The sequence below is a fragment of the Sulfurovum sp. MH2-6 genome (assembly GCF_058374785.1).
Map to the genome: position 1 here is coordinate 784,370 of NZ_CM178170.1, position 15,514 is coordinate 799,883.

A 15,514-nucleotide genomic window follows, 5' to 3' on the forward strand; every position below is an offset into this window, starting at 1 on the left:
GCCTATATCGCTAAAATTCGCCTATGAAATATTTACGAGGCTATAATACCAAACGGTACTTTTCCTTTGCCATTATCGCGATGTATTCAACGCTGCATAAGCTTTCGCAGTGTGACAGTAACTCTCAGTACCACAAGTATGCCTTTAAAAATCTTGAACGAAAGACCTCACCGCCTTATCTTATCCTAACTCAACATATTTTTTAACACATAACATACATTTTATATTAGGATAAATAATGAATAACACAATCAAACTCTCTATGGCAGCATCCATGCTGTTGACTATCGCTGTGAATGCAGTGGAACTTGAACCTATCACGGTTACCTCAATTAACAAAACAGAAAACTCACTTGAGGACAGTACCTCTGCCGTAACGGTGATCACAGCTGAAGATCTGGAAGAAAACGGATATAAGAGCGTAGCTGAGGCGATTAACACGATTGCCGGTATCTCTGTGACAAACTCAGGCGGTTTGGGGCAACAGACTTCATTTTTTGTAAGAGGTGCAGACTCGGGCAAAGTGTTGGTACTTCTGGACGGTATGCGTCTCAATGATCCAAGTACTACCAACGGTACGGCACTGCTTGACAGTCTTACGACAGAGAATATCCAGCAGATAGAGATCATTAAGGGTGGTATGAGCAGTATCTGGGGTACAAATGCCAGTGCGGGTGTGATCAATATCATCACCAAAACACCAGAGAAAGGAACTCATGGTTCTTTGAGTCTGCTTTATGGTTCATATAGGACCCAGGGTATTGATGCAGACATCGGATATAAAGATGAGAAATTGAGTGCTCAGCTGCTTGCTTCTTATCTTGATACGGAAGGTATCTCTGCTTTGGCACCAAGAGAAGCAGAGAAAGACGGTTATACAAATAAAAGTCTTAACTTCAAACTGGGTTACCTGTTTGATGAAAATAATAAGATACAACTAAGCTATAACCGTATTAAGACAGAAACTGACTATGATGATGCCTGGTCGGCAGCACAGGCAGAAGATGACTACTCCCATGCCGACTCAGATCAAGAGAATATAGCACTTCAGTATGACTACAGGTCAGGAGACTATCATACTAACTTTTACGCTAGCCAGGGGAAGTATGAGCGTACTTACTATACAACCAGTGAATTTTATGGTGATGCTGTAAATGTTTACGAAGCGAAACTCAAAGAGTTTGGGTTGATCAACAGTTATGAGTATGCAAAAGGGAAAGCAGTACTTGGATTGGAGTACAAAGATATAGATGGTGTCAATACATACAATGGTTGGCCGACACAGGCAGACTATACCAATAAAGCAGTCTACCTATCGAACCTATACCGAGTGACTCCGGAGACGCAGATCGAGACCAATATAAGATATGACAAGTTTGACCAGTTTGAGAACAAAGTCACCTTTAAGGCCGGAGTCAAGCATGACTCTCAAAATCTTCCCGGATTTGGTGTAGGGGCGAACTATTATACTTCTTACGATGCACCAAGTGCTTATCAGCTTGCTACGCAATCAGTTCCGGAAACTCTTTTAAAGCCAAGTTACACAAAAGGGTATGAGATCTCAGTACACTTCAAAGAGCTACTCGCTGTGACCTATTTTGATAATAAAGTAGAAGATAGTATTGATTGGGTAAGTCAATATGATTCAAACGGAACCTACATTGGGGGCGGTTATACGAATATTGACGGGACTTCACATTTCAGAGGAGTGGAGGTAGAGAGTCACTATAGGTTGGAGACGATAAACCTTTACCTTACGGCAAACTATACGCATCTTTTTGAGGCAACCAAAGAGGATGACAGCGACCTGCCAAGACGTCCGAAAGATACACTCAATCTCTCTGTAAACTACTATACTGACTCCAGCAGTTATGGTGTTACGGCACAATATATTGGAGACAGAACAGATTTGGGCAATATCTCTACAGGTAACTACACGTTGTGGAATCTAAATTACACAAGAGATCTTACAGAAGAGATCAAACTGACACTCAATGCGAAAAATATCTTTGATAAAGCGTATCAGTCCGTCTACGGCTATGCAACAGAAGGCAGAGCTGTGTACGCTAAAATCAGATACAGCTTTTAGGTGAATTCCCCCTTGGGGATTCATCTCTTCGAACAAATAGGTTATAATCACTTATGTTAAAACTTATCCCGCAATGGTTTATCAGATATAAGTTTTTCAACTCCCTGCTTTTGGGATTGAGTGTAGGGGCGATCTTTACGATCTATACGCCTCTTGAACCCTCGGTATACTCCCTGGGAGGCGTGGTGCTTGCGACAGGGATGCTGCTTGTTGCCCGGCTCTATACGCATATCCTGAATGCAGAGTGGTTTTTTCGTATCTCTCTATTTGTGGAGATCGTTCTGCTGCTCATTATGTGCTATTTTTTACTTGAACCCTATACCTACCAGACTGCATTGATCGTCTATATCGGATATCAGGCGACGTTTGTTTTCGGAAATTACCTGGTAAGGGTGGAGACACTTCTCTTGGGTGAAGACAGGCTTTTGACCCGTCTGGATACGGCAAAACAGATGGGGTATCTGCTGGGGATGGCCGGTGCGTACCTCTTTTATCGTCTACTTGATTATTTCGGTATTGCAGAGAATCAACCGCAGGTCTACACTCTGCACTTTCTACTGATCGCAGTCGAAGTGGTTGTCATCCTTCTGATCATAAAGAGCTTTAAAAGGTCTTTATGATGCCAAAGCAGTTCACGATACACTATGCGTGTGAGAGCCTGATCCCCAAACGAAGTTCTCACGTCACCGCCATCGGTCTCTGTGATATCGCGACGAAGAAACGGATCACTTTTTCTCTGGAGGATGCAGAAAAAACGCTTGGTAACCAGAGTGATCCTTCAACACTCGAGGCCTATCTTCTAAAAGAATTTTTTGCGTTCGTTTCCGATCATTTGGATGCGGTGTGGATACACTGGCATATGGATAGCGTGGAGTATGGGTTTGGGGTATTGAAGGAACGATTTGAAATGATTTGGGGAGAAGCATCTCCGGATATCACCTCCACACTGAACCTTCCTGATAAGATCTTTGAAAAGATGCAATATCATTGTTCTGACTATCCAAAGATGTATCAGTTGTTTCAAGCGAACGGTTTGAAGGATGACTCGATATGCTCAGGCAAAGAGGAGGCTGCATACTTCAGAAGCGGAGAGTACGCAGCAATCACTCATTCTACCAGTGCAAAATCCAAAGCATTAGCAGTGATATATGATAAACTAGAGGATCAAAGTTTGGTAACTTCATGCGACAGACCAGAGTTAAAATGGTGGGTAGCGGGAGTTCTGATCTTTTTTGCAGCGATAGTCTATATCGCACTTAAGGGGGTATAGTATGGAGATAGGAGTTGCGTTTTTGATCAAAAAGCTCATTGCCTGGCTGTTGATGCCGATGCCGGTAGGTATGATGGTGATTTTAGCCGCCTTGTGGCTGCTGCATCGCGGCAACAGTAGACTGGCGACACAGCTTCTGCTGGGAACGCTTCTTTGGTTCGGAGTGGTCACACATGCACAGATAAGCAGCCTGTTTTTACTACCCTTGGAAGCACAGTATGAAAAGATAGAACAGATCCCGGAAGAGGTAGAGTATATTTTGCTATTGGGCGGTGATAAAGAGAGACGCGCCTGGGAAGCGATACGGCTGTATCATCGGGTGAAAAATGCTAAAATCATCACATCGGGGTACTCGATGCATGACAGGCTTTCAGATGCCTATAAAGCCTCCAAGCTACTGATAGAAGCAGGCGTACGAGCTGAAGATATCATGATGCAGGAAGATGTCAAAGATACCAAAGAGGAAGCAGCAAAGATGAAAGAGAGAGTAGGGGACAGACCGTTCCTGCTTGTCACGTCAGCCTACCATATGCCAAGAAGCATGATCCTGTTCAAACAAGAGGGACTTACACCCATCGCAGCACCTGCAGATTTTAACGATAGGGGCGAAGACAGTATATGGTCACTCTTTGGGGCAAGACATTTACAAAAAACAGAGAGAGCGTTTCATGAGTATATCGGATTGCTCTGGATCTACGTGAGAGGAGCGGTATAGCGTATGACATACAGTGAATGGTTTGAATCTCATGCCAAGAAGCACCGTGCAGTGGTAGAAAAACTGGAGCATCTCAGCGATGAGGAGCTGATACGTTATTTCAGGTTTGAAAACATGGTGAAGAGGGAGCCTGGCTTCTGTCCGCTCTATCAAACAGGGAAAAAGTGTCATGAGATGGAGATCCTCAACTGTTATCTCTGTGCCTGTCCAAACTTCAGGTTTGATGATGCAGGGCTGCAAGAAGTAGAAGGGAAAACCCTCTTTTCTACCTGCGCAATCGATGCAAAAGAGGGGAAACAGTTTATCTCCGATCAATCAATACACCAGGATTGCACCGGGTGTACGATACCGCACAGGGAAGCCTATATCCGGAAATACTTCTCAAGGGATTGGCGTGCGATGATGAAACACTCGGATCAATCCTCCTCAAGCGGGGAATACGCTGAATGAGCCATGGCTGCCATCAGGTGTCTGATTTTCAAGAACTCACCTCTTTTTTAGGCGTTTGTACGGGCATAGTTTGTCAAGCTCAGGTTAACAAAGTATAATACAAAAACTAATTTATTTTGTATATTTAGGAGAGCTATATGGCTATCAATACAGTAGCAGATATGAACGAATTTAAAGCGCTTGTAGCGGATATCGAAGCACAAGAAGGGTATAGAAAACCGATCGCATTCGGTATTGCAAGAGTAGATAGAGGACAGAAGAATGCCGAGAAGATTCTACAGGCAAACTTCGGTTTGATCAACTGGGAAGAGAACTTCGGTTCAGCGGCTGTTTTCATCAAATCACTGCAGGAAGCAAAGTGTGAAGTAGACTTCAGCGGGAGTGAGTTTGTTGCCACCATTAATGAAAACTTCGTAAACAATGCCATGGCAGCGTTTGCACCGCTTGTGGCTGAGGCAACAGGTGATGCACACAAAAATATCCAGGTGATCAAAACACTCAATAAAATGGGTGATATCGGTAAAGATTTCAGAATCGTATTTTTGTTTGAAGATGCAGCACCGGAGTCAGTAGAAGCAGTCTACCTTAAACTCTATGCACTCTCACTCAGTAAAGCAGCACTTAGAGGGATCAACCTTAACGGTGCATTCGGTATTCTCAGCAATGTTGCATGGGTCGGAAACAGACCGTATGAGCTTGACTACCTGAGAGACAACGAGATCGAAATGAAGCTTAACGGTACCTACCCTGCAGTGGACAGTGTAGATAAGTTCCCAAGATACCTTCAACATGTGATCCCTGCGGATAACACGCGTATCCTTGAGGCTTCGAAGGTACGTATGGGTGCACAGCTTGCAGCGGGTACGACAGTCATGCCGGGTGCTTCATACATCAACTTCAATGCAGGTACACTCGGTCCGGTGATGGTAGAAGGACGTATCTCCAGTTCTGCGGTTGTCGGTTCAGGTTCAGATGTAGGTGGTGGAGCAAGTATCCTTGGTGTACTTTCCGGAACAGACGGAAACCCTATCAGCATCGGTGAGAACACACTTCTTGGTGCGAACTCTACCTGTGGTATCCCTCTCGGTGATGCATGTATCATCGATGGCGGACTTGCGATCTTTGCAGGTACAAAAGTGAAGATTGCTCCGGCTGAGCTGGAGAAGATCAATGCAGCCAACCCGAATGCAAACCTTGAATCAAAAACAACATTCAGAGCGGATGAGCTTCAGGGGCTGAATGGTCTTCACTTCAGACAAGACTCTACAACCGGTGAGATGATCGTCAGAAGAAGTACAAGAGAAGTCAAGCTTAACGAAGACCTTCACTAAGCCTTTTCTACCCCATCGGGGTAGAGATATAGCAGAGTTCAAAGCGTTGGGTTCTTCTATGTACTGTCACCAATTCGGGTAAATACCTGAATGGGTGAGAATAAGAGGATAAAATGATGGATGAAGATAAAATCGTAGAAAAAGTGTGTCTTCTAGCACTCTTCAAGAAGCGTCCGAATGAGACACTGAAAGATATCCAGGCGATGCTTGTAGATACGGGAATGTTTGATATGAAAGAGTGTAAGAGAGTCTTTAAAACGTTGAAGTCTGAAAAGTATATTTCAGAAAACAATGAACTTACACTCAAAGGTATTACAGAAGCCAAAGATGCCGAGGAGATGTTTAAACAACCATGAGAGTAGATAAGTGGTTAAGTGCCGTAAACGTCGTCAAACGTCGTACGATTGCAACAGATATGCTAAAATCAGGTGTGGTTTATGTCAATGAGATGCAGGCCAAAGCTTCAAAAAATGTTGCTATCGGTGATAAGATCACGATAGAGTACCTTAAAGGTCCAAAATCTTACGAGGTACTGCAGATACCTACGACAAAGACGATACCGAAATCCCAGAAAGACGAGTATGTGAGAGAGGTTGAATGAAAGCAAACTGCTTTGCTTTCATCCGATCGAAACCAACGTGGTCGGAACGAAGTGTAGCCACGAAGGCTGGAAAGGAGCTGAATTGAGTAACAGAGAAGCGTTTGAAAAACTATTTAACAATGAGCTGAGTGAAGCTGATGCACGCCAGTTTCTGGTTGATCTCTATACCAAAGGAGAGAGTGCCGAGGATATTGCTGATGCGGCAGCAGTGATGCGTGCACACTCTATCAAGGTACCGTTAAGTGAAGCCCTAAGAGAGCGGGCGATCGATATCGTCGGTACAGGGGGAGATCAGAGCGGAAGTTTCAATATCTCTACCACGACGTCACTGCTTTTGGCTGCGATGGGGCATGTCGTTGCCAAGCACGGAAATAGAAGTGTTACTTCCAAGTCCGGTTCAACAGATGTACTGGAAGCACTCGGTTTGAAGTTGGAGATGACCCCGGAAAACAAGATCAAGATGCTTGAAGAGACAGGCTTCTGTTTTTTCCCGGCAACCGATCATCACCCGGCGATGAAGTATATCATGCCGATCAGAAAATCGATCCCTCACCGTACGATATTCAATATCCTTGGCCCGCTTACGAACCCGGCAGGTGCCCAGAAGTACCTTCTGGGTGTTTTTGATCCGAGTTTTGTGCGCAGGATCGCTGAAGCCTTGGTACAGCTTGATGCCAAAAGGGCCTTTGTCGTGAGCTCTCAGGACGGCATGGATGAGATAGGGCTTGCGACCAATACAAATTTTGCTTATGTTGAGTCCGGACGGATCATCGAAGGGGAGATCAACCCTGAAATATATGGCATTAAAAAAGCACCAAAAGAGGCGATACTCGGCGGAGATGCACTCCATAATGCGCAGATCACCAGAGATATTTTTGCCGGTGTAGAAAAAGGTGCGAAGAGAGATATCGTAGTGCTGAATGCTGCTTTTGCTCTCTTTGTGGAGGGTAAGGTACGTGATGTACGTGAGGCAATCCAACAGGTAGAAGCGATACTTGACAGCGGTACGGCACAAGAGCATCTTGTACGTATGGCAAAGATCAGTGAACAGCTGAGTGGCAAGTAGCAGTGAGCAAGGAGCAGGGAGCAGTGAAAGAGATTGTCGCTTCACTTGAAGAGTTGGATAATATTGTTGAGTTTCTGAATGAAGTATTACCCTCTCATGTTGTGGTATTTCTGCGTGGAGATCTTGCTGCAGGGAAGACGACACTCACCCAGGCAATTGCCAAAGAGAGAGGGATCGAAGGGGATGTGACCTCTCCCACCTTCTCTTTGCAGCACTGTTACGGCGATGATCTTTACCATTATGATCTCTATCGCCTGGACCATGAGGAGTTTATGCAGATGGGGCTTTTTGAAGAGTTTGATAAACCGGGATGGCATATGGTAGAGTGGGGAAGTGACAGCCTTAAATCCTTTTTAGAGTCTGCTGGGTATAATGTGGCCATGATTGAGATAGAGCCGGCAGGGGATGCCAGAAAATACAGGATCAGATACTAATGCATACACTTGAAGCCAAAAATCTTGCAAAGACGATCAAAAAAACCAAGATCGTTCATGACATATCACTCACAGTTAAGAGTAAAGAGGTCGTCGGCCTTTTAGGGCCTAACGGAGCGGGGAAAACCACATCGTTTTATATGGTATGCGGATTGACAGGGACCACAGAAGGCGAAGTATTTCTGGATGGAGAGAATATCACCAAACTCCCTCTCAGCGCAAGAGCAAAGCTCGGTATCGGATATCTGCCTCAGGAGTCCAGTATCTTCAAAGACCTGACTGTCGAAGAGAATCTGCTCATTGCCGCAGAAGTGTTAGGAATGGAGCAGGAGAAGATACAGCCCCGCATTGAAAAACTGCTTGAGATCTTCAATATCGAACCGATTAGAAACCGTCAGGGTATCCGTCTGAGCGGGGGTGAGAGAAGACGTGTGGAGATCGCCAGGGCTTTGGTCGGCGAACCGAAGTTCTTACTGCTTGATGAGCCTTTTGCCGGGGTTGACCCTATCGCAGTGCTTGATATCCAAAATATCATCAAACAGCTTGTAGAGCTTGATATGGGGATATTGATCACCGATCACAATGTCCGTGAGACGCTGGGGATCTGTGACAGGGCTTATGTCATGCGAAGCGGTGAGATGCTTGCCAGTGGTACAAGTGATGAGATTGCGCATGATAAGAATGTAAGAAAATACTATCTGGGTGAACACTTTACATTTTAGCATGTAGGGTGCGTAATCATGCAGCTTTATTAGAAAGATTTTTGGTGCGTGATTACGCACCCTACGCGAAGGTCAAAGGGTTTTTAGTTTGAAATTATCTGAAATAAAACAGCTATTAGATAATGAATTTAAAGCTAGAAACTCTATTTTAGAGCTTTGCTATGAAAAGCCTGACCCTCTCTTTATCGCACAACGATACCAGGATGAATCCATTGCACTGATTTGTGCACTTTTTGCTTACGGCAATGCCCATCAGATCATCAGGTTTCTGGAGAGTCTGGAGTTTGATCTGCTTGACGAGAGTGAAGAGAGGATACGAAAACGTCTCGCTTCTCATTACTACCGCTTTCAAAAAAGTGAAGATGTTATTGCCATTTTTATTGCACTGAAACGACTGCGTGATAGAGAGAGCCTGGAAAATATCTTCTATCAGGGGTATCAAAAAGAGAACAATCTTCTGGATGGTCTCTGGGCTCTGATCCAAGCGATAAGGGCCTCTTATCCCCATGAGAGTTACGGGTACAACTTTCTGGTAGGTAAGACGCCTGAAAAACGCTCGGCTGCAGGAACCTATAAACGTTACCTGATGTATCTCAGGTGGATGGTACGCAAAGACAGTTTGGATATGGGACTCTGGTCAAAGGTAGCTAAAAAAGATCTTTTGATGCCACTGGATACCCACAGTTTTACCGTATCACGTAAAATAGGACTTTTGCAAAGAAAAAGTTGTGATATGAAGGCGTCTATCGAACTCACTGAGAGACTGCGAACATTTGATCCGAACGATCCGATCAAATATGATTTTGCACTCTATAGACTCGGGCAGGAAAAACTGTTATAGGGCAGAAAGCCTATTTTCATTGTCCGTATCTATATGGCTTGATAATTTCAAATATAATGAGTGTGAATGATTTACCCATCACTTGAAAAAGTCTAATTAGCAGGGGCGATAGGCCTGAATGCGGGGCAAATTTAAGTTCAAAAAAGGTATAATCCACGCAATAATTTACGTAAGAGGATGTTTTATGGAAGGTATTTTTACTTACCTGGGTGCGATATTCGGGCACGGGCAGATGCTGTTTGTTTCTCACATGATCTTGGTGACAGGGATTGTCCTGTTTGTTGCAAAAATGGCTACAAAGAGTCTTAGAGCTGTACCAGGCGGTACGCAAAACGTGATGGAGTCATACCTTGGCGGTGTCATCTCTATGGGTACAGATGTACTGGGTGAAGAGAATGCGAGAAAGTACCTTCCATTGATTGCTACATTGGGACTCTTTATCTTTACTTCAAACATGATCGGTGTTATCCCTGGATTTGAATCACCGACATCAAACATCAACATTACATTGACACTTGCAATGATCGTTTTCTTCTACTATAACTTTGAAGGTATCAGAAAGAACGGTGTGATCCACTATTTTGCACACTTTGCAGGTCCTGTAAAACTTCTTGCACCGTTGATGTTCCCGATCGAGATCATCTCACACCTTTCACGTATCGTTTCTCTCAGCTTCCGTTTGTTCGGTAGTATCAGAGGGGATGATATGTTCCTATGGGTAATTTTGATGCTAACACCTTGGATCGTGCCTTTGGCTCCATTCTTCCTTCTTACGGTAATGGGTGTACTTCAGACATTTGTATTTATGATCCTTACTTTCGTCTACCTTGCAGGTGCAGTAGCGATCGAAGAAGACCACTAAGAATCCTCTCACAATGAGACTAAAAGAGAAACCGCTCGGTTTCGTTATTAATTTCTTTTTAGGCATTGCATGGGCATCGGTGCTCATCGGTGTCGTCACTCCATTTTTTTCTTTTGTTCATTTCAGTTTGCTTAATACGTTTATCTCTGCAGTGATCGGTGCATTACCGGGACTGGTAGCTATCTTGCTGCTTGAGCATATCATTACGATCAAAGAGAAACATTATGAGCTCAAAAAGCAGACCAGACTTTTGGAACAACTCCTGGAAAAAATAGATACTCAGACGGCAAAAGAGTAGCGATGCTCTCTTATGCCATTACTGATCCCTCAATACTCTCTTTTGCTTATCTGGATAGCTACCTCTCCCATATCAATGGAAAAGCCGATTTCGTCCTCTACCGTGACAAAAAAAACAGTGACTATCGTAAAAATGCCAAACTATTTATAGAGGCTGCTACGGCCTGCTCTTTTGATAAGATACTGTTACACAACGATATCGTCTTGGCAGAAGCCTTAAAGGCCGACGGGGTACATCTGAGCAGTGACCGTATCGAACAGATACCTCTTGCCAAAGAGAAGGGGCTGTTTGTGATCATGAGTACGCACAGGCTGGATGAAGTAGAAAGAGCTGAAAAGTTGGGGGCGGATATGGTAACATTCAGTCCGATTTTTGATACGCCCAACAAAGGCAGGCCGGTTGGACTGGAAAAATTACGCCAGATAAGTGAAGCTGTTAGTATTCCTGTGATAGCATTAGGGGGCATTTTGACCCAGGAGCAGATCAGGGCATGCATGAAGGCGGGAGCAGAAGGATTTGCTTCAATACGCTATTTCAAATAAAAAAGTAGGATGATTCATGGAAGAGGTAAAAGACTATCAGATCAAAGAGTTAAAAAAACGTATCTTTATTTCCAATCTTAAGGCTTGGATTATCGGTATTATACTGATTGCAGAGATTGCATTTTTTGCGATGTATTTTTCCAAGTCAGGTATGTTTGGCAAACCGGTTATCGGGGATAACAAGGTAGCGGTGATACATTTTGATGAGCTTATTACCGAGAAGTATACGACAAAAGTCATGGAAAAGATGGATGAGATCCGCAAAAACAAGAACTATAAAGAGGTACTCTTTGTGATGGGATCTCCGGGAGGTTCTCCGACAGCCAGTGAGGAGCTCAGCGAGTACCTTAAAGCGTATCAAAAAGATAAGAATGTGACGATGTATATAGGAAGTATCGCTGCGAGCGGCGGCTACTATATCGCCTCTGCCATCAAGCCGCTTTATGCCAACAAAAATGCCATTGTAGGTTCTATCGGGGTGATCATGCCTCACTATAATATAGGAGAGTTGGCAGAAAAGATAGGGATAGAGGAAGACAACCTGGCAGCAGGGAAATATAAACAGCCTATCTCTCTTTTCAAAAAAGTCGAGGGGGATGAGAAAAAGTATATAGAGGAGCACCTTCTGGTACCAACGTATGAAAACTTCATCAATGCCGTTGTGGGTAACAGGGGAATTACCAAAGCGCAGCTTTTGCCTTTTACAGAAGGTAAAATCTATATCGCTAACGCACCTGAGATACAAGGGGTGTTGGTAGACAAGATCACATCACTCTATCAGATCAAACAGGAGATGCGTCAGAGACTCGGAGCGAAAACAGTCAAGTTCGAGACGATAAATCTTAAAGACCAACCATCCTTTTTCCCAAAAGTTCAGGTTGATATGGGCGTTGAAAAACTCCTCAATCAACTGAGCTACAGACAATAATCCTCTTGAGAGAGAGCCTTTTGGCTCTCTCGTAAACTCCCTCAAATAAGCAAATAGGTATAATAATTACAATTATAAATATGAACTACCTTTATAAGGAATTTTCTGATGTTTGAAACCGTTATCGGTCTTGAAGTCCACGTACAACTCAATACAAAAACCAAACTTTTCTGTTCTTGTGCTACCAGTTTTGCCGAACACCAAAACTCAAATACCTGTCCGACATGTCTAGCGCTTCCGGGTGCACTGCCGGTTGTAAACAAAGAAGCCGCAATGAAGGCAATGCGTTTTGGTTATGCGGTCAATGCAGATGTGCAGCACAGCTCGAATTTTGATAGAAAATCATACTTCTATCCGGATAGCCCGATGGCGTATCAGATCACACAGTTGCATAATGCCATTGTCCAAAACGGTGAGCTTTTTATCGATCTTGAGGACGGCACGCAAAAGAGAGTAAGCATTACTCAGGCGCACCTTGAGGCTGATGCCGGGAAAAACATGCATGAGGGTGACCAGTCCAAGGTGGATCTCAACCGTGCCGGTACCCCACTTTTGGAGATCGTATCCGGACCGGACATGAGAAGTTCTGATGAAGCAGTGGCCTACCTCAAAAAGCTGCATGCGACAGTACGTTATCTTGATATCTCGGATGCGAACATGCAGGAGGGATCATTCAGATGTGATGTGAATGTCTCTATCCGTCCAAAAGGCCAGGAAGCTTACGGAACAAGAGTAGAGATCAAGAACATCAACTCATTCAAGTTCGTTGCGGCAGCGATCGCGTATGAGGTACAGAGACAGACTGAAGCCTATGAGGATGGTGTCTATGATCAGGAGGTATTCCAGGAGACAAGACTCTATAACGTTGATGAGGGTGTGACCAAATCAATGAGAGGGAAAGAGGAAGCGGCAGACTACCGTTACTTCCCGGATCCGGATCTTCGTCCGCTTGTTGTGACAGATGAGATGGTGGAAGAGGCAAAGCAGATTCCTGAGATGCCGGATGCAAAGGCGACACGTTACATAGAAGAACTTGGCATCAAGAAATATGATGCACTTGTGATCACTGCACAAAAAGAGATGGCATACTACTTTGAAGAGATGCTGGCAAGCGGTGCAGATGCGAAGATGGCAGTCACATGGCTTACATCTGAACTGTTGGGACGTTTGAACAAAGGAGGTTTCTCTATAGAGAACTCTCCGGTAGATGCAAAAACATTGGGGAATCTGGTTTCAAAGATTTCTGATGATACGGTTTCAGGAAAGGGTGCAAAAGAGGTACTGGACTTCATGATGGAGAATGAGAGCCGTGATGTAGATGCGATCATTGATCAACTCGGATTGGCACAGGTAAGTGACGACGGCGCGATCTTGGCGATCATCGATGAGATACTTGCTGCCAATCCAGAGAAGATCGCTGAATACAAGTCAGGAAAAGAGAAGCTCTTTGGATTCTTTGTAGGTCAGACCATGAAAGCAAGTAAAGGTTCGGCAAATCCGGCAAAAGTGAACGAACTCCTTAAAGAGAGGCTGAGCTAGTAAAGTTCGGTACCGCCTTACGGTACCAAAAAAAGGGATGGTAATGCATGATTTGATATTAAAACTCTCCCGTATGATCGATCGTTCGATCCGCTATCAAACGACAAAATCCTTTTTCAGATCACTCCTTACAGATACAAATTATCCTTATAAAAAGTACTTTGATTGGTTTATGATCGGTCTGATCATTACCTCGATCATGATACTGATCTTTAGTAAATCAGGCAGGCTTCCTGGGTGGTTGATAGAGATCGATCTCTACTTTATCACTGCAATTTTTGCAGTGGAGTATCTCTTGCGGGTCTGGGTGAGTCAGGATATACATAAGCATATCCTAGCTACCAGTAAAATGACAAATCCGAGCAAAAAGGATTATTACCTTATACCGTTGAAAAAAAGGCTGGAGTATCTTTTATCTTTGCCGGCACTGATCGACCTGATTGCAATCTTTCCGAAATTCCGTATTATCAGACTTTTGAAGCTCTATCACTATATGCACGGAACCTCAAGTCTTTTCAAAGCACTCACACGAAAACGTTTTGAGTTTATCTTTTTGGGCTATATGCTCTTGGGCGTTACCTTCTCTTTCGGTACGGTTTTTTATATCCTTGAGTATGGAGTCAATGAAAATTTGGGAAGTTATCTGGATGCCATCTACTGGGCATTCGTGACCATTTCAACCGTGGGATACGGGGATATCTCTCCGGTGACCGATACCGGTAAGATCATCTCAATGTTTGGGATCATTATCGGTATTGCGATGATCTCATTTGTCACCTCTGTGATGGTCACAGCATTTTCTGAACGCTTTGACGAACTGCGCAACGCAGATAATCTCAACCTGGTTTCCAAAATCAACAGAGCAGTGATCATCAACGGTTATGGGCATTTAGGTATGACAATTGCCAGAAAGTTGCAGTTGCGCGGTCTCTATGAACCGGTAATCATTGAAGATGATGAGGATAAGGTAACCCGTGCCAGAGAAGACGGATATAAGGTCATACGTGCCGACGGTTCAAGTGCCAAGCTTATCACAGATCTTTATAAGGGCAACAATATCGAAGCGATGCTGACACTGACAAGTTCTGACATTGATAACATCTATTTTATACTGAATGCAAAGTCGGTAAACGCTGATGTCGTCATCTATGCACGGATGAATCAGCACAATCTTAGAAGACAATATTACGCTACCGGGGTGAATACGATACTGGAGCCTTATGATGTGGTTGACTCCAAAGCATTATCCTATCTCACGCGTCATCATGAAGAGGATAAAAAAGGTATTATCTTTTTTGGATATACCCATAAGAGTAAACACCTTTGTCAAATGCTTCACAAAAAGAGTATTGAAGTGACGATCTATGAGACGGATAGTGAACGGTATGAGAGTGCAAAACGTGACGGGTTTGTCAATGTCGTACAGGTGGATGAGGAGCAGCAGGAGTACCTGGAGCATATCAAGATGCTTAAAGGGTATATCGTGGTATGTGCGATGAAAGAGGATGCATTCAACGTCTACTATGCTATTTCACTCAGATCCGGCGGTTTTGAAGATGAAATCGTTGCTCTCTCTGACAGTAAAGAGGATAACCGCAAGTTGATCCTGGCAGGAGTGAGCAAGATATTTGATATGTATGAAGAGAGTGCAGAACGTTTTATAGAGTTAATTGAGAAGAAGGAGAGTAGTTAGATGAAATTGGCAGTAATCGGTGCAGGGAAATGGGGACTTGTTATTACTAAACGCTATTTGAACAAAGTCCAAATAGCTACGTTACCACTGGGTGGCTTACGATGTGGCATTTAGTGCCTTACTTGCACTGCGA

General features: G+C 43.9%; 19 protein-coding genes. All 19 read left to right on the plus strand.

Translation table 11 applies throughout. The annotated features are described in order from the left end of the window. Nucleotides 1-23 precede the first annotated feature (23 nt). The 19 genes from AC4JOV_RS03895 (at nt 24) to AC4JOV_RS03985 (ending at nt 15,381) form a co-directional block, all read left to right on the plus strand. Entirely contained in the window at nt 24-206 is a 183-nt protein-coding gene (locus AC4JOV_RS03895) for a hypothetical protein (RefSeq protein ID WP_491522186.1), read from the plus strand. Between the two features lie 32 nt (nt 207-238). After that, nucleotides 239-2,089 (plus strand): TonB-dependent receptor plug domain-containing protein, encoded by a 1,851-nt coding sequence (locus AC4JOV_RS03900; protein ID WP_229936456.1) that lies wholly within the window; start codon nt 239-241, stop codon nt 2,087-2,089. 53 nt (nt 2,090-2,142) lie between these two features. Continuing rightward, on the plus strand, nt 2,143-2,709 hold the full coding sequence (locus tag AC4JOV_RS03905) for a hypothetical protein (protein ID WP_229936455.1): 567 nt from the start codon (nt 2,143-2,145) through the stop codon (nt 2,707-2,709). Continuing rightward, a complete protein-coding gene (locus AC4JOV_RS03910) occupies nt 2,709-3,359 on the plus strand; it encodes a hypothetical protein (RefSeq protein ID WP_229936454.1) in 651 nt (216 codons plus the stop codon). The genes AC4JOV_RS03905 and AC4JOV_RS03910 overlap by 1 nt, the downstream gene beginning before the upstream one ends. A 1-nt stretch (nt 3,360) precedes the next feature. Continuing rightward, nucleotides 3,361-4,074, plus strand: coding sequence for an ElyC/SanA/YdcF family protein (locus AC4JOV_RS03915; protein ID WP_229936453.1), 714 nt, complete (start codon nt 3,361-3,363; stop codon nt 4,072-4,074). 3 nt (nt 4,075-4,077) lie between these two features. Further along, nucleotides 4,078-4,524 carry a hypothetical protein gene (locus tag AC4JOV_RS03920; protein ID WP_229936452.1) on the plus strand — a complete coding sequence of 149 codons (447 nt, stop codon included), beginning with the start codon at nt 4,078-4,080 and terminating at the stop codon, nt 4,522-4,524. 137 nt (nt 4,525-4,661) lie between these two features. After that, nucleotides 4,662-5,855 carry a tetrahydrodipicolinate N-succinyltransferase N-terminal domain-containing protein gene (locus AC4JOV_RS03925; RefSeq protein WP_229936451.1) on the plus strand — a complete coding sequence of 398 codons (1,194 nt, stop codon included), beginning with the start codon at nt 4,662-4,664 and terminating at the stop codon, nt 5,853-5,855. A gap of 116 nt (nt 5,856-5,971) precedes the next feature. After that, on the plus strand, nt 5,972-6,211 hold the full coding sequence (locus tag AC4JOV_RS03930; RefSeq protein WP_229936450.1) for a hypothetical protein: 240 nt from the start codon (nt 5,972-5,974) through the stop codon (nt 6,209-6,211). Beyond that, entirely contained in the window at nt 6,208-6,456 is a 249-nt protein-coding gene (locus AC4JOV_RS03935) for an RNA-binding S4 domain-containing protein (protein ID WP_229936449.1), read from the plus strand. The genes AC4JOV_RS03930 and AC4JOV_RS03935 overlap by 4 nt, the downstream gene beginning before the upstream one ends. Nucleotides 6,457-6,538: 82 nt before the next feature. Beyond that, nucleotides 6,539-7,522, plus strand: a complete 984-nt coding sequence (gene trpD / locus AC4JOV_RS03940; RefSeq protein ID WP_229936448.1) for an anthranilate phosphoribosyltransferase — start codon at nt 6,539-6,541, stop codon at nt 7,520-7,522. A gap of 23 nt (nt 7,523-7,545) precedes the next feature. Continuing rightward, a complete protein-coding gene (gene tsaE / locus AC4JOV_RS03945; RefSeq protein WP_229936447.1) occupies nt 7,546-7,956 on the plus strand; it encodes a tRNA (adenosine(37)-N6)-threonylcarbamoyltransferase complex ATPase subunit type 1 TsaE in 411 nt (136 codons plus the stop codon). Then, nucleotides 7,956-8,678, plus strand: a complete 723-nt coding sequence (gene lptB, locus AC4JOV_RS03950) for an LPS export ABC transporter ATP-binding protein (RefSeq protein WP_229936446.1) — start codon at nt 7,956-7,958, stop codon at nt 8,676-8,678. The genes tsaE and lptB overlap by 1 nt, the downstream gene beginning before the upstream one ends. An 88-nt stretch (nt 8,679-8,766) precedes the next feature. Continuing rightward, nucleotides 8,767-9,519 (plus strand): TIGR02757 family protein, encoded by a 753-nt coding sequence (locus AC4JOV_RS03955; RefSeq protein WP_229936445.1) that lies wholly within the window; start codon nt 8,767-8,769, stop codon nt 9,517-9,519. Nucleotides 9,520-9,703: 184 nt separating this feature from the next. Continuing rightward, complete coding sequence (locus AC4JOV_RS03960) at nt 9,704-10,381, plus strand: F0F1 ATP synthase subunit A (protein WP_229936444.1); 678 nt, start codon at nt 9,704-9,706, stop codon at nt 10,379-10,381. Between the two features lie 13 nt (nt 10,382-10,394). After that, nucleotides 10,395-10,679: a hypothetical protein gene (locus AC4JOV_RS03965; protein WP_229936443.1), complete on the plus strand. Its 285-nt coding sequence runs from the start codon at nt 10,395-10,397 to the stop codon at nt 10,677-10,679. 2 nt (nt 10,680-10,681) lie between these two features. Next, on the plus strand, nt 10,682-11,221 hold the full coding sequence (locus AC4JOV_RS03970) for a thiamine phosphate synthase (protein ID WP_229936442.1): 540 nt from the start codon (nt 10,682-10,684) through the stop codon (nt 11,219-11,221). 16 nt (nt 11,222-11,237) lie between these two features. Continuing rightward, nucleotides 11,238-12,149, plus strand: a complete 912-nt coding sequence (gene sppA / locus AC4JOV_RS03975; RefSeq protein ID WP_229936441.1) for a signal peptide peptidase SppA — start codon at nt 11,238-11,240, stop codon at nt 12,147-12,149. Between the two features lie 108 nt (nt 12,150-12,257). Continuing rightward, entirely contained in the window at nt 12,258-13,688 is a 1,431-nt protein-coding gene (gatB, locus tag AC4JOV_RS03980; RefSeq protein ID WP_229936440.1) for an Asp-tRNA(Asn)/Glu-tRNA(Gln) amidotransferase subunit GatB, read from the plus strand. Between the two features lie 43 nt (nt 13,689-13,731). Next, nucleotides 13,732-15,381 (plus strand): NAD-binding protein, encoded by a 1,650-nt coding sequence (locus AC4JOV_RS03985; protein WP_229936439.1) that lies wholly within the window; start codon nt 13,732-13,734, stop codon nt 15,379-15,381. Nucleotides 15,382-15,514 lie beyond the last annotated feature (133 nt).